Source organism: Arachidicoccus rhizosphaerae (assembly GCF_900107765.1).
In the GTDB taxonomy this organism is placed as follows: domain Bacteria; phylum Bacteroidota; class Bacteroidia; order Chitinophagales; family Chitinophagaceae; genus Arachidicoccus; species Arachidicoccus rhizosphaerae.
The window spans coordinates 52371-66177 of sequence record NZ_FNQY01000021.1 but is presented as its reverse complement, the minus strand read 5'-3'; the positions used below and the strand labels follow the sequence as shown (position 1 = coordinate 66177).

Here is a 13807-nt window from a genome sequence, read left to right as displayed (position 1 = left end):
TCCCTGTCTGATAACTTACAGAGATGTTTGATCATTAGACTGCCAAGGACGAGTCGCCCACTGAGAGGTTTTCTCCCTTCCGCAGAGCTGAATACTTTATCGTATACACCAACGATCCGGTCCCAGGGAATATTCCTGGCCAGGAAAACCCACCGGTTATTCAAGTCCAGCTGCTGCTCGAATGGGGTCTCAAAACCCTCGAAACTTAGCTGGTTGGGACTGCTATAAACCGGAGATGGTGCACGCTTTTTATAACTTCCACGCATAAAACCTTGCACTTTTTTAATGAAAAATCCACTGAAACCTCAATTTACATATAATTTGGCAGTTGTTCAGCAGACTCTACTTACGGAGGTGCATATAGCAATTATTCACCTTTTAATGCTTATGCAACCTATCCTCCTGTAATAGTAGATAATGATGGCGGCTTTTATGGTTATTTGACAATAAATCCTTATAAAGATAAAAGAGCAAATTTTGAACTGGCCTTAACGATCTGCAAATATTATAAAGACATTGAAACGGATCTGGCTGAATGGTATAAAAAGATTTTTTCAAATTGATTTTATACGGCCATAAACCCCCACTATCAAGCCTTTCTTAAAGGTGCAGAAAAAAAATGTTTACTGGCTGTGTCTGTTTACCTAATCTGCACATGCCTATTATCGTTTCTTATATCAGATTGCGGTCGCCCTGCTTTTCCTTACCACCTATCAGATTAAGCATGGTTGGAAACACAATTAAAAGCAGCGGTAAGGCTACCAGAAAACCGCCTATTACAGCTATTGCCAGTGGCTGGTGAAGTTGAGCTCCTGTTCCGATACCTAATGCCAGGGGCATCAGTGCAATAATAGCTCCGATTGCGGTCATTAGTTTAGGGCGTAACCGGGTGCTGATGGCATAAATAATTGAGTGCTCTTTACTCATTTCCTTTAGTGATGCTTTGAACTGTGTATAGGTGAATATAGCGTTTTCGCCAATAATCCCCACAATCATGATAATACCCGTATAGCTTCCGACATTTAAAGGAGTGTTGGTAAGATATAATAGCAGATAGCTGCCAGCAATACCCAGTACCGATAGCATTAGTATGATTAATGCGACTCTGATGTCTTTAAACAAAAACAGTATAGTCGTGAATACCAGTAAGCTGGATAAGCCGAGAATAAGCGCCAGTTCCGTAAAAGACTTTTGCTGGGCTGCATAAGCTCCTCCATAGGCTATGGAATAGCCGGGCGGTAAATTAACTTCTTTGTCTATTCTATTTTGAAGTTCCTGCATGGTACTGCCCAGATCCCGGTTTTCTAATCTGGCGCCCACCGTGCCCATATTTTGTAGATTCTCCCTTTGCTGTTCCGCCACCCCGCCGGTAATGCTGAAGTCTGCAAATTCCGAGAAAGGTTTTCTTTGACCGCCAGGCAGGAAAATCTCCTGATTTCGGATAGCACTTAATGACATATTACTATTACCGGGATAAACCAGCCTTACAGGGGTTAATTGCAAGGGATCAAATACACTTCCTACTTCATTTCCTTCCAGTCCGTTTTGCAGCTGAAACTGAAAATCGGTAGGTGTGATGCCATATTGAGAGAGTCTCATAAAATCAGGATGGACCATTAAGGAAGGGCCGGCGATGGTTATCCCGTCAAAAACATCTGCCGTGCCTTTTACACTGTTAAGAATAGCAGCTATCTGTCTGGAATACTGCTGAATCACTTTTTGATCACTTCCAAAAACCTTAATTTCAATAGGTTGTGCCGATTCCATGAGATCTCCTAGCATATCACCCATCACCTGTCCAAAATCTACCCTAAGGGCAGGCTGTGTGGCCTCAATTTGCTGTCGTAAGGAATTAATGACCTCATCTGTTGTAACCGACCTGTTTTTCTTAAGCTGAATCAGATAATCTCCTGTATTAGGCTCTGTGATAAAAAAGCCAAGCTGGGTGCCTGTTCTTCTGCTATAGGCTTCCACACTCGGGTTCGCGGTGATGATTTTCTCTATCTGGTGCAGCATCCTGTCGGTTTCCTCAAGAGTGGTTCCGGGTGGAGAAGCATAATCAAGTACTACGCTTCCTTCATCCATTTGGGGAAGAAAACCGGTTGACAAATGAGGTATGACTAGGATAATAGACCCAATGAGTATAATTAAGAAGATAATACTGTAAACGGGACGGTGGATAAAGAACCGGACCCATTTTTTCTCCTGCACAGGATGTGAAGGTATATAATTGCTAACAACCTTATTAGATGTAGATAAAATCAAATAAATAACCGGTAAAAAAATCCAGGTGATAAAAAAGGAACAGATCAGGGTGATAATCATAGTGGAGGTCATCACCTTAAAATAAGCGCCCGCTACCCCGGACATCAGCACAAAAGGGATGAAAATAACAACGGTGCTGATGGAAGAGCCCAGCATGGCTTTAAACAGATACCGGATAGCCTCACGGGCGACAGATCCAGCCGGCTGATTTTCAGACTGTTCATGGAAGCGTTGTATTTGTTCAACGACTACGATCGCATCATCAATAATCAGCCCGGTAGCGGCTGCCAGGGCTCCGAGCGTCATAATATTCAGATCCTGGCCGGTTAGCTTTAAAACAATAAGGGTAAGGCTCAAGGTGAGAGGCAGGGTCAGTAATAAGGTGATACTGGGTTTTAGAGACTTTAAAAAAATAACAGCCACTATGACAGCTAACAAGAGACCAATCCACAGGCAGTCCATTACGCTATGTACCGTATTATTTACAAAGTCTGCCTGGTTATAATAGGAGCGGATCTGAACGCCCTTAGGCAGGATTTTCTTTAATTGACTGATTTTTGCCTGCATGGCCCTCGATAGTTCCACGACATTGGCACTTGGTTGTTTGACAATAGCAATGAGGATACTCTCTTTCCCGTTGGCATTGACCTTAATATATTGTTTGGCCGGATGAATCATCACATCCGCTATATCTCTTAACTGTACCACCCGCTTGCCACTGCCCTTCACTACCATTGATTCAATCTGTTGCATGCTGGTTAACTGCGCATCTGTGAGTGTCAGATACATTGATCTGTAATCAGACAAATATCCATTGGAAAGAATAAAATTCGTACTCGAGAAGCTCTGTGCAACCAGCTGTGGTGTGATGCCAAGGGCGCTCATTTTAACCTGGTTGAGCTGTATCCAGTATTCTTTGTCCTGACCACCAATAATCCGGACATCACTAACCCCTGCCACCTGGGACAAATAGGGTTTGATGGTATATAACGCAAGTTGCTTTAAAGCAATGGGATTTAACTTATTGCTAGTCAGAGAGTAGCCCATGACCGGCAGGATAGAGGGATTCATTTTTTCAACGCTTATGCTGGCATCAGCGGGCAACTGATTGCGGATCTCATTGATGCGGGATTCTATTTGCTGCTTAGACAGGTCAATGTCTGCACTCCAGTTCATAAAAGCTGAAATCTCGCAACTCCCCCTACTGGTCGTGCTCCTTATGGTAGCCAGGTCCGGCACCTGCTTTATGGCGTTTTCTAAAGGCCTCGTGACACTGACCGCCATCTGACTGACGGGTCTTTGTCCGGCGTCTACAATCACTTTTATTTTTGGAAAAGTGATTTCCGGAAAAAGCGCCACTTTCATTTTCGTAAAGCTATAACCGCCGGCGATCAGTGTGATCACCGCTAAAATGAGTAGCGGGTATTTAAAAGTAGAAAAAAAATCGCGCTTCATGGTGTCTTATTGTTGAAAATGAAATAGTTATCCAGAGGCCAAAGCTTCAAAGGGCACAGAGCTATCACGGAGCTGTCACTGTACTGTCAAAGTGCAGCAACCGTGCAGCCTTAGCGCTGCAGCTCTACTTTTGCCGTATCTGTTAACCCGTATCCGCCTTCCAGGATAAATCTGTCCTGCGCGCTGAAAGAAGGTGACAGGATCAAAACGCGCTGGTTATTTTCCAGCCCTTTTTTAACGGGTATTTTAACCGCAGTGGAATCATTAATCAGTTGCATTACCCAAAAACTATCCTGGCTGTCATCTGCAAAAACACAGCCTTTGGGCAGGGTAAAGCAAGTGGCAAGCTCCCTGGTTAATACCACGTTTGCGATCAGGCCACTGGGTACATTTAACTGCGTATTGCCGCCGGATATTTTTAAAAAGACCTGCTGCGTTTGGGAAGCACTGTCCATTTGGGGCATGAACCTGGTTACGGTGCCGGTTAATCTGGAACCGTCCGGCAACTGAATATCCACCTTTTGATGTAGGTGGACGAGCGCCCTGTTTTCAAAAGGCAGATTCAGTATAAATCCAAAGCTGTTTTTATCCGTGATGCTGGCAAGGATTTCGCCGTCCTGGACATAATCGCCCTTCTGATGATTTAGCATGGTGATGTAACCGCTGGTGCTGCTTTTAATCCGGCTGATCCCGGAAAATTTAAAGGATGAATCCAGCTTGTCGATGGTATTACCCAGGCTTTTGGCTTCTTTGGTCTCCAGTTCAAAAAGCAGCTGTCCCTTTGTGACAGCGTCTCCCAGATTAAAATCTACCTGGTTGATATAACCGTTGATATTGGTTTTTATATCGGCGCTCAGTAAATAGATGGAAACGGCGGGTAGTATAAGACTGTCTTTCAAGGTCCCAGTGCTTCCCGTACTAACCGTTACTGGCGTCGTTATCTTAGCGGCACCGGAGTTGTCTCCGTCATCCGTGGCAGCGGTATTTGTACACCCTGCCATAAGCAGAGCCGCAGCCGAGAGGATTATCAAAAGTGGTTGACTCATTTTAAAATAATATGGTGTATTTGATTGAATAAGGAAAGCCGGTTCATATCATTTTGAATCACCACTGTTCTGAGATTCAAATAATTATTGACAGACAACAGATAATCCGTAATACGGACATCGCCCGTACTGAGTTGTTTTCGGTTCGCCTCCACCAGGGTTCTGGCATATAAGAGCTGCTCACTGGCTCGCTTCATTAATTGTTCATACTGACTGAGTTGCTCTGTCAGCTGCCTGATTTGTTGATTATACTGCTGATGATAAAAACCGGTGGCTTTACTTCGGGAGGCTTCCAGTAACTTATTTTGCAGGAGCGCATATTTTTTTTGATGGCCATCATAAAGTGGAAGCGTCAGGGCGAGACCTATACTGCCCCCGAAGTTTTTCTCCGCCTGATATATGAAGGAGGACTGATAACCGCCATCAGCAAATACATTGATTTTAGCTTTGTAGTTCAGTTTTGTCAGCGCTGCATCATTTTCGTTTTTCAGACTATCCAGCAGGCTTGCTTTATAATAGACCGTCTGTTCAAAGGGGAGAAGCGCGCTATCTTCCAGCACGGGCCTTTGAAGCTCTGCCCAGCTGGAGCCGTCTAAGCCACACAGATAATTTAAGTTTCCCAAATCATTTAAAAGTTGCGTTTTGCTCTGCGCTACCGCAAGATGCTGCTGCAGCAGGGCGACTTTAAAAGTCAGATAATCCGTCTGTTTAAAGACAGCTGAACGCGTAAGCTGCAACAGCACCTGATCCTCATTTTGCAAAAAGGTATCGATTTCCACAGCCAGACGGTATGTCTGCTGACTGCCGTAGCTGATAATGTATTGTTGAATGACTGCTTGTTCCAAGGTCTTTTTGGAAAGCATTGCCTGGTTGCTTAATTGCTGCTGCTGAATGGAAAAACTCGCAAGCCTGGTCTCAAGATTATTTTTACTCCCTATTTCTTTACTGACGGTAATCACTGCAGAAACATTTTGTCCGTTGGTGATGGCTTCATCATAACCCCATCCTTTGATAACAGGTGCATATAATAGGTTGCTGTTTGCGGATAACTGCGGTCCGTAAGTAGCTCTTAGTTTCAGGCTATCTATCCCTAATGATTTTATCTGATTTTCTGCTAAGAAAAGCGCAGGGGCATTACTGGTTGCCTGAGATAAATAGTAATGCAGATCCTTTTTTTGCGCCAATGCTTTTTTAGTCAGGAAAGTAAGAAGTAATAAGATAAAGGGAAGATATCTTTTCATGATACAAAGATGTTACCTGAATCTGAATAAATTCAGAAGCATGGCTGCGGTTGTGCACCGGTGTAAAGGACTATCTGCAAAAAAGATTTTTTTAAAAATATTTTAACCAAATGATCCTATGAAAATGGCCGTTTTTTCAAATTTAATTCAGTAACGGAAGATATGTTTGCCCTGACTTTTAACCTTAAAAAAGATAATTAAAATGAAAACGCAAATGAACGCGAAAATGAAAACAATGTCCGTCTTACTATCAGCTCCGTTTTTTTTCTTAACCGCCCAGGCGCAGATAGCTGTACCTCAAAAGGTAAAGGACGCTTTTGTAAAAGCGCATCCAGCTGCGCTTAATGCTAAGTGGGAGAAAGAAAATGGAAATTTTGAAAGTAACTGGAAGGGAAACGGACAGGACCACGCTGAGTTATATGCTGCTGATGGAAAATTTATCCAGTCAGAAGCGGATATTGAGGTAGAGAAATTACCGGACGGGGTAAAAAGCTATATGAGAGAGCAGGTGCATAAAAAAATCAAAGAGGCTTCCGAAAACAAGGATGCAGCGGGTGTATGGACCTATGAAGCGGACGTAAAAGGCGTGGCCTATATATTTGATCACGAGGGGAAGTTTATAAAAACGGCTAAAGCAGACTAGTTTAAAATGGGAGCGTTAAAGCTTAAATAGCGACCCATAATTATATAGAAATGTTGACTGCCCACGTAGTTTTTTTACTTGGGATTTATAGGACCAGATATTATCATTATGTTTATTCGCAGGCTTTTTATTATGCTGTTATCTTTTTGTTTTATGAGTGTACAGGGGCAAGACCTTGATTCTCTTACCTATACAGGAGACTCTATGGCTATGCCTTTACCGGTTCTTCGCTATTCGCAAAAGCAGCTCTATGTGCCGGGGGCCTTACTCGTGGCAGGGATGTCCACTTTCTTTAATAAGAAGGAGGGACTGAAAAATGAACTCGCAGAATTCAGGCAGAACCATTTCTCCAGTTTCAGGACGCAAATTGATAACTATCTGCAGTTCTCACCGCTGATGGCAACCTATGCATTAGAAGGCCTGGGTATCCCGGCAAAGACGGACTTTGCCAACCAGACTGCGCTCATGATAAAAAGCGAGGGGCTGATGCTGGGAGTGACTTATTTATTAAAAAGCAGCGTCAGGGAGCAAAGGCCGGATGGCAGTAATGATATGTCTTTTCCTTCCGGCCATACGGCTCAGGCATTTATGGCGGCGACTTTTTTAAGTCAGGAATATGGTTACCGGTATAAGTGGTTACCCTATGCAGCCTACAGCCTTGCCTCCGGTACCGGTCTGCTTAGAATGGCCAATAATAAGCATTATATCTGTGATGTATTTGTAGGTGCCGCCGTTGGCATTTTATCCGTAAAGCTGGCCTATTGGACTCATCATTATAAATGGGGTAAACATAGAGCCAGGTAACAGGAATTTGTTTGCCCCCTTCATTTTTCATTCAGAGTCTGTTCAGGTTATTTTCATAATAGCGGGGCATCTTTGCAAAAAGTCTTTATGGTCAGAAGGGTGTGGTTGGTGGTCTGTTTTTTTATGGTTGGTTATTTGCCGGTATCCGCGCAGTTCTCAGCGCAGGATAGCACGGTTCAGGGTTCAGGTAGAACCCTACAGGCCCTACAACCTAAGATTGATTTCTCCATGGAGGAGCTCTACGCGCCGGCTGCTATGATAGGCTCAGGCGTACTGCTGGATCTAAGTTCCGGGATGAAAAATACGCAGCTTAGCTTTCATAAGGATCATCTCACCCATTTTCAGACAGCTGCAGATAATTACCTGTTATATGTTCCGGCCGTAATCCCTTACGGCCTGGATATGGTGGGCATACCATCCAAAACGGATATCCTTAACCGTACCGCTATATTGATCAAGGCGGAAGTGCTGGTGGCAGCCACGGGTTTTGCCCTCAAACATAGCATACATGAATGGCGGCCGGATCATTCCAATCACTATTCATTCCCTTCCGGCCACAGTCTGCAGGTTTTCGCTACCGCGACCATGCTGAGTGAGGAATATAAAGACCGGTTTTCCTGGATGCCTTATGCGGCATACGGCTTTGCCTCCGGCGTAGGCCTGCTACGAATAGCCAATAATAAGCACTATTTAGGCGACGTCCTGGTAGGAGCAGGCCTGGGTGTTTTATCCATGAAAGTTGCCTACTGGACCCATCATTATAAATGGGGTAAACGGTCGGTGAAATTCAATTAATGAGGTTTACGTTCAGGTTTTAAACCAAGCCTTTTTTATAAAAAGACTACTCTATTCAGCTGTTATAAAAATAGAGCCCTCTACCTTTTTTTCCTAAAAGGATTCAAAGAAATACCAAGGTTCAGATAAGCGGTAGGGTCCGGTTTCGTTTCAAAAATATAATCACTCACGCTTTTATCCCGATCAAAGATTCTGGCATTGGGGCTGATTCTGACACCGCCTTTGAGACTCAGTATAAAGTCTTTGAACAGGAGGTGTTCATAAATAAAGCCGTTGTTAATATCTCCCTGATTATATTCATAAATTTTACCGGTATTGTCCAGATGATAGAGATAGAAATTGGTACGGCTGATTTCTGTTCCGAGAGAAATCCTGCCATTGCCAAAGACATGTTTACGGATCAGGACATTTCTGGGCAGCGCGATATCCAGCAAGTAACCGTCACCTAACTTGTGCTCATAGCTGAATACGGGCATGACCGGAATCTGGGAGCTACGGTCAACCGTTACAAATAGACCCACCGCTATTTTTGTCTCAGCATTACTTTTTAGGACCATAGAGGCAGAGGCCAGCCCTTTGACCCTTTCAAAGCCTTTTTCACTGCCATCCACGGCTATACTGCCGTAGTAGACCATGGGCTTATTCCATAGCCTGGAAATCCGGGTCAGGTTCAAAGAGGAGTTATGGTAGTGGTAGTCATTACTTATGCTACCGGTTTGATCAGGTCCGGTGACGGGTTCACTAAAGTCAGCTTTCAGGCCGGTATAATGATAGTTAAAACTGGCGCCAAGGATCCATTTTCTGGTCTGGATAAAATTAATATTGATATTAGCCGAGGCCTGACTCATATGGCTGACCCTGCCTCTCAGGAGCGCCGCTGCGCCGCTCCTGAGCCTGGACGTAAAGTCATAGGCGCCCAGCTGGGTAAATTCAAGATTAAGGGTCCGCCTGGTGGTAAATTTATCCGCCTGGTAAGCTGTGAATTTCTGCGTAGCAGAAGACGAGTCTCTGGACTGCGGAAAGGCCGACGGCGACAATAGTAGTAAGGCTAAAAGGAAAAAAAATGGTTTCATACGATATGTTTAATGGATGAGGTACAGATTTCAGCATGCAAAACAATCCTATCCCGCAGCTTTTACGGCGGGTTTTAGACTAAAGCCATTAGAAATTCTACCAAGCGTCGTTTCGGAGGTTTTTTTTCGGCGTTTTGGTAGGAAAAAGGCCGTACTTGGTAGAATTTAGCCGTCCCGGGCAGGTAAATAGCCTAATTTTGTAGGATCAAAAAAAATCAGAGTTGGTTCAACCCCATTACCAATACACGGAGAAACAAAAAAATGAGCAGATCATTCGACTGATCATCAGCAAGCGGTTTAGGGTGCTCAGGCACGCCTTATTTCTGGTCATGCTCTTTATTTTTGTCTACACCGCAAAGCAGATTCCCAAAGCCCCCGGCATTTTCAATAACGGGCGGTTGTTTTTGATCTATTTTTGGTTTGTGGCAATGATTTATACCAATATTTATGTGTTAGTGCCCCGGTTCTTTTTTAAAGCCAGATATTTTCTCTATCTCTTGCTGCTGACCATTATGGTAGTCACAACGCTTCTGGCCATTTCCTATATCGCCAACACCTATATGGAGGCTGCTCAGCGGTATTATCCGGAAAACAGCGATATGAGCATCGGCACCGGTATAATTATTACCATTTCCATTATTTTTATGACGACCACCATCAAGTTATTCGGCCGGTGGACCCAAGACCGGGAAACGATTACGGAGCTCAGCAATCTGACCCTGCAAATGGAGCTGAGTGAACTCAGAAATCAGATCAATCCCCATTTCCTCTTTAATATGCTCAATAACGTGAAGGCTTTAATCAGGATTGATCCGGCCAAAGCCTCCACGGTGATACTTAAGCTTTCCGATTTTCTGAGATACCAGCTCTACGAAAACGGAGATAATAAGACCACGCTGAGCTCGGAGCTTCATTTTCTGTCTAATCTATCCGAACTGGAAAAGCTCCGCCGGGACCATCTGAATATTGATTTACAGACGGATATCCCCCTAAAGGCCCAAAATAGCATTCAACTGCCGCCCAATCTGTTTACCACCTTTATAGAAAATGCCATCAAATACAGTGCGGATATCCAAGGGCGCCCGGAGCGCATCACCATACATATTACACAAAAAGATCAGGAGCAGCTCCATTTTATTTGCCTGAATACCCATGATTTAGGCAATATGCCCAGCCGGGGCAAATATGGCGGGCTCGGGCTGGCCAATATAAAAAGAAGGCTCAGCCTGCTCTATCAGGACAGGCATACCCTTCAGATCACCTCCACTGCCACCGAGTTTTTAGTAGACTTAACCATTCCCTTATGAACTGCATTATAATAGACGATGAACCGCTGGCCCGAGATGAAATGGAGAGCCTGATTCGGGAGGTATCTACCCTTGAAGTCACCGGCAAGTTCTCCAATGCCAATAGTGCCATGGAGTTCCTTAAAACGCACCAGGCAGACCTGCTGTTTTTAGATATACAGATGCCCGGTTTAACCGGGCTGGAATTTGCCAGCCATATTCCCAAAGAAAGCCTGGTAATCTTTACGACCGCCTACCCTCAGTATGCCCTTAAAAGCTATGAGCTGGACGCCATTGATTATCTGTTAAAACCCATTGATAAACTCCGGCTGGAAAAAGCCATCCGCAAGGCCACGCTCTATAAGAAAATGTTGTCAGATGCTGCCCTGCAGAACACCGTGGAAGGCAATAACAGCGATTATCTTTTTATCAAGGCAGACAGAAGGTACCATAAAGTAAAATTCCGGGATATACTTTATATAGAAGGCCTGAAAGACTATACCATGATCTTTACACCCCATCAAAAGCTGATTACGGCTTTGAACCTGAAAAATATCCATCTGAAAATGCCCTCAGAATCCTTCATCAGGGTCAGTAAGTCTTTTATTGTCAATCTGGAACATGTAGACTCCTTTGACAACCATAATGTCTATATAGCAAATACAGCCATACCGCTGGGAGACATCTACCGCAATGACTTTTTAGACCGGTACTGGAATATATAAAACCGTAGAAACTTCGCTTTTATAAAGGAGTCTCTAGCGTTAGCAGGAGAGGTTTTAGTCCGGTTTTTAAAGAGCTGCAGGAAGGACTGGGGATATTGGAATCCTAAGCTACAGGCAAATATCACTGACAGATAAGCCGGTTGCGGGCAGCAGGGTTTTAGCGGCATCATTTTCAGGGCAAAGGTCCTTTAGAAGCAATGACTTTTATAAACAGAATCTCTTTAAGATGAAGCAAAATCCCTGATTTTATTTTAAAGTTTTCAGGGAAAAGCTGTATCGACTGAATACGAAGCTTTTATAAAGATTATCAAAAAAGTCAGGTAACGAAAACGGAAAATCCTTTTCCGTGAAAGCGATATTCGCAAGGTGTTGGAATATAACTATCAGTGTTAGCTGATTGTGTGAAACTGTAACCGTATCGTCAATTAAAGAAACAGCCCACTGCTAAAACAGTTGGCTGTTTCTTAATAAGAAATTTCTTTTTAATATTTCTTATCAAAAACTGTTAATTTTCAATGTTTAACAGCTCTATCATCTTCTCTAACTCTTGTACTTTATCTTTTTGGCTACGATTACTGAACTGCTTTTTTTCTACAAAAAATTCTTTATCAAGCCGTTCACTTATTAATTTTTTAGAGGTATCACAAATAGGTTTTTCTTCACTTGATAAAACAGATAAAAGAGAATACAGGTTATCATAATTATTAATAAGTTCTAACTCATAATATTCTTTAATAGATGGAAGTATTTGATTGGCAACTAAAAATAATAAATGTAATGGCATTTGATAATATTCTGAATTGTCGACCTGAGAATATCTGTCTTGGATTAAAATATGACTTAATAATTCTTTGAAAAAGATTTCTTTATCATTGTTGTTATTGAATGCTGATTCATTTTCAAGCAGCAATGAAATACCCGAATAAATAAAAGTTTCCTTCGTTAATAGCTTATAGTCAATTTTATATGGATTCCAACCTTGATGAATTATTTTAAATTTATTTATTAACTCTTTTGCCTTTTCAATAGGTTTTTCTTGTTGACCTATTATAAATCCTAAGCCTTTTAATGCAGACCAATATGGCTCTACATAAGTTTTATCCCAATAGAATTTATCGGAGGAGATATAAATTACCATTGCCCCAAGTAAAGTTGACGCATTTTTTTTGTCTTCTTTGTCTTTGATTACTTCTACATAAAAATTGAACTTTTGTAAATTGAATGATTGCAAATCTAAACTCAAAAATTCAACACATTTTTCTTTGTAAACCTCCGTCAATAACTTTATTTCTAAATTGTAAATATCGTTTGGTCTATATTGACAGTTATTTGTTCTTGGTCGGTAACTAAAAATCCAATCTTCAATTTCCGAATTTGATAGCTTTTTCTTCAAAGATTGGATTAGAGCCTTATAGTTCTTTTTCTTTTCTTCAAGCCATTTTTTTTGTTGCTTAATTCCTTTCTCAAAAAACTGTTGGTTTCTTTCATTTTTTCTTTCTAAATCTTCATAGATAGAAAAGCGTTCCGTCAATTTATTTGATGCTTCAAAATAATTTTGAGCAACAATAAACAAGAGAACTTTCAAGTCAGATTTTACAGATGTTTTTTCATCTGTAAGTATAGAAACCAATTGTAAATATTCTTGTGGTACAAAATTCAACGAGGACATAAACACACAATCTTGAATTGCGGGAAGTTTCAGATTATCCCAAAATTCAATCCAAAGAGAAATGTCTTTTCTAATCAGAACGGAAGATATAAAGCTAAACTCGCGGTTCAACATCATATAATCCGAATTACCTGTTGCTTCTTGAACAAAATTCCAAAGATTTTCTTTTGATAGTTTTGATAAAGAACTCTCATATCCATTGACAAATTCTTTGTCAAACGTCCTAATATTATCAAGCAATTTATCAGGACTAACATTTACATTTATCCATTCGTCTTTGTTACTTAAAATCCATTCAGTTGGGATATTTTTAATTAAGTCAACATAAAAACCGTGAAGCATTTCGGTTTTATCCAATAACGATTTTAGTACCTCTAAAGAACTAAAGCGTGAATCTTGAACAATGTTTATAGCTAAATTTTTCTCTAACCACGAATGAATGTAATCTTGAATAACGTGAGTTTCGTTATTGTGACCGTCCTTTTTGAATATTCTTCTTAAAAATTTATTGAAAACAAATTTCGATAAGCTTTTTTCTGAATGAGATTTATACGAAGTATAAAGTGGACTGTCTGCTAATTTTTTTTCTAATTCTTCGTCTATGTTTGGTGAAACAATTTCTGTAATTTCTATATTTTTATCATCTTTGATTGATGTGTGCAACAAGTCGGTAACATTACTTATGAATGGCTTTATAGAGTCATTCAGCGATGAAATTTGTTCTAAAATTTCAACAAATTTGCGTTCAGGGTATATTCGCTCAAGAGCGTAACAATCATAATTATAAAAAATTTCTTTATTCATT

Annotated in this window: 10 protein-coding genes and 1 pseudogene; 5 read left to right on the top strand and 6 right to left on the bottom strand. The window is 41.6% G+C overall.

All coding sequences use genetic code 11. From position 1 onward, the window contains the following. The 4 genes and pseudogenes from BLU80_RS15205 to BLU80_RS15190 form a co-directional block, all read right to left on the bottom strand. Window positions 1-266 (bottom strand): annotated as a pseudogene (locus BLU80_RS15205) (hypothetical protein); the annotation flags it as partial. A 406-nt stretch (window positions 267-672) separates the two neighbouring features. Next, window positions 673-3720, bottom strand: coding sequence for an efflux RND transporter permease subunit (locus tag BLU80_RS15200; RefSeq protein WP_091400145.1), 3048 nt, complete (start codon window positions 3718-3720; stop codon window positions 673-675). Between the two features lie 110 nt (window positions 3721-3830). Beyond that, complete coding sequence (locus tag BLU80_RS15195; RefSeq protein ID WP_091400143.1) at window positions 3831-4766, bottom strand: efflux RND transporter periplasmic adaptor subunit; 936 nt, start codon at window positions 4764-4766, stop codon at window positions 3831-3833. After that, window positions 4763-6007 carry a TolC family protein gene (locus BLU80_RS15190; RefSeq protein WP_091400141.1) on the bottom strand — a complete coding sequence of 415 codons (1245 nt, stop codon included), beginning with the start codon at window positions 6005-6007 and terminating at the stop codon, window positions 4763-4765. The genes BLU80_RS15195 and BLU80_RS15190 overlap by 4 nt, the downstream gene beginning before the upstream one ends. Before the next feature lie 202 nt (window positions 6008-6209). Between BLU80_RS15190 and BLU80_RS15185 the strand changes: the two genes are divergently transcribed. The 3 genes from BLU80_RS15185 to BLU80_RS15175 all read left to right on the top strand — a co-directional run bounded on the left by BLU80_RS15185 (window position 6210) and on the right by BLU80_RS15175 (window position 8249). Then, window positions 6210-6650, top strand: coding sequence for a hypothetical protein (locus BLU80_RS15185; RefSeq protein WP_091400139.1), 441 nt, complete (start codon window positions 6210-6212; stop codon window positions 6648-6650). Between the two features lie 153 nt (window positions 6651-6803). Beyond that, window positions 6804-7454 carry a phosphatase PAP2 family protein gene (locus tag BLU80_RS15180; protein ID WP_170831260.1) on the top strand — a complete coding sequence of 217 codons (651 nt, stop codon included), beginning with the start codon at window positions 6804-6806 and terminating at the stop codon, window positions 7452-7454. A gap of 87 nt (window positions 7455-7541) precedes the next feature. Then, window positions 7542-8249: a phosphatase PAP2 family protein gene (locus BLU80_RS15175; protein ID WP_091400135.1), complete on the top strand. Its 708-nt coding sequence runs from the start codon at window positions 7542-7544 to the stop codon at window positions 8247-8249. 80 nt (window positions 8250-8329) lie between these two features. Here the strand turns inward: BLU80_RS15175 and BLU80_RS15170 are convergent, their stop codons facing one another. Next, window positions 8330-9322 (bottom strand): DUF6268 family outer membrane beta-barrel protein, encoded by a 993-nt coding sequence (locus BLU80_RS15170; protein WP_091400133.1) that lies wholly within the window; start codon window positions 9320-9322, stop codon window positions 8330-8332. Window positions 9323-9543: 221 nt separating this feature from the next. Between BLU80_RS15170 and BLU80_RS15165 the strand changes: the two genes are divergently transcribed. Both BLU80_RS15165 and BLU80_RS15160 read left to right on the top strand, forming a co-directional pair. Continuing rightward, complete coding sequence (locus tag BLU80_RS15165) at window positions 9544-10629, top strand: sensor histidine kinase (protein WP_091400132.1); 1086 nt, start codon at window positions 9544-9546, stop codon at window positions 10627-10629. Beyond that, window positions 10626-11333: a LytR/AlgR family response regulator transcription factor gene (locus BLU80_RS15160; protein ID WP_091400130.1), complete on the top strand. Its 708-nt coding sequence runs from the start codon at window positions 10626-10628 to the stop codon at window positions 11331-11333. Before BLU80_RS15165 ends, BLU80_RS15160 begins: the two co-directional genes overlap by 4 nt. 505 nt (window positions 11334-11838) lie before the next feature. On the opposite strand, the gene BLU80_RS15155 is transcribed toward BLU80_RS15160, so the two are convergent. Further along, complete coding sequence (locus tag BLU80_RS15155) at window positions 11839-13806, bottom strand: hypothetical protein (protein WP_091400128.1); 1968 nt, start codon at window positions 13804-13806, stop codon at window positions 11839-11841. Window position 13807: the final 1 nt, after the last annotated feature.

Coding starts and splice junctions, on each gene's coding strand:
- BLU80_RS15200 (WP_091400145.1), bottom strand. CDS start 3,720: ATGAAGCGCGATTTTTTTTCTACTTTTAAATACCCGCTACTCATTTTA.
- BLU80_RS15195 (WP_091400143.1), bottom strand. CDS start 4,766: ATGAGTCAACCACTTTTGATAATCCTCTCGGCTGCGGCTCTGCTTATG.
- BLU80_RS15190 (WP_091400141.1), bottom strand. CDS start 6,007: ATGAAAAGATATCTTCCCTTTATCTTATTACTTCTTACTTTCCTGACT.
- BLU80_RS15185 (WP_091400139.1), top strand. CDS start 6,210: ATGAAAACGCAAATGAACGCGAAAATGAAAACAATGTCCGTCTTACTA.
- BLU80_RS15180 (WP_170831260.1), top strand. CDS start 6,804: ATGAGTGTACAGGGGCAAGACCTTGATTCTCTTACCTATACAGGAGAC.
- BLU80_RS15175 (WP_091400135.1), top strand. CDS start 7,542: ATGGTCAGAAGGGTGTGGTTGGTGGTCTGTTTTTTTATGGTTGGTTAT.
- BLU80_RS15170 (WP_091400133.1), bottom strand. CDS start 9,322: ATGAAACCATTTTTTTTCCTTTTAGCCTTACTACTATTGTCGCCGTCG.
- BLU80_RS15160 (WP_091400130.1), top strand. CDS start 10,626: ATGAACTGCATTATAATAGACGATGAACCGCTGGCCCGAGATGAAATG.
- BLU80_RS15155 (WP_091400128.1), bottom strand. CDS start 13,806: ATGAATAAAGAAATTTTTTATAATTATGATTGTTACGCTCTTGAGCGA.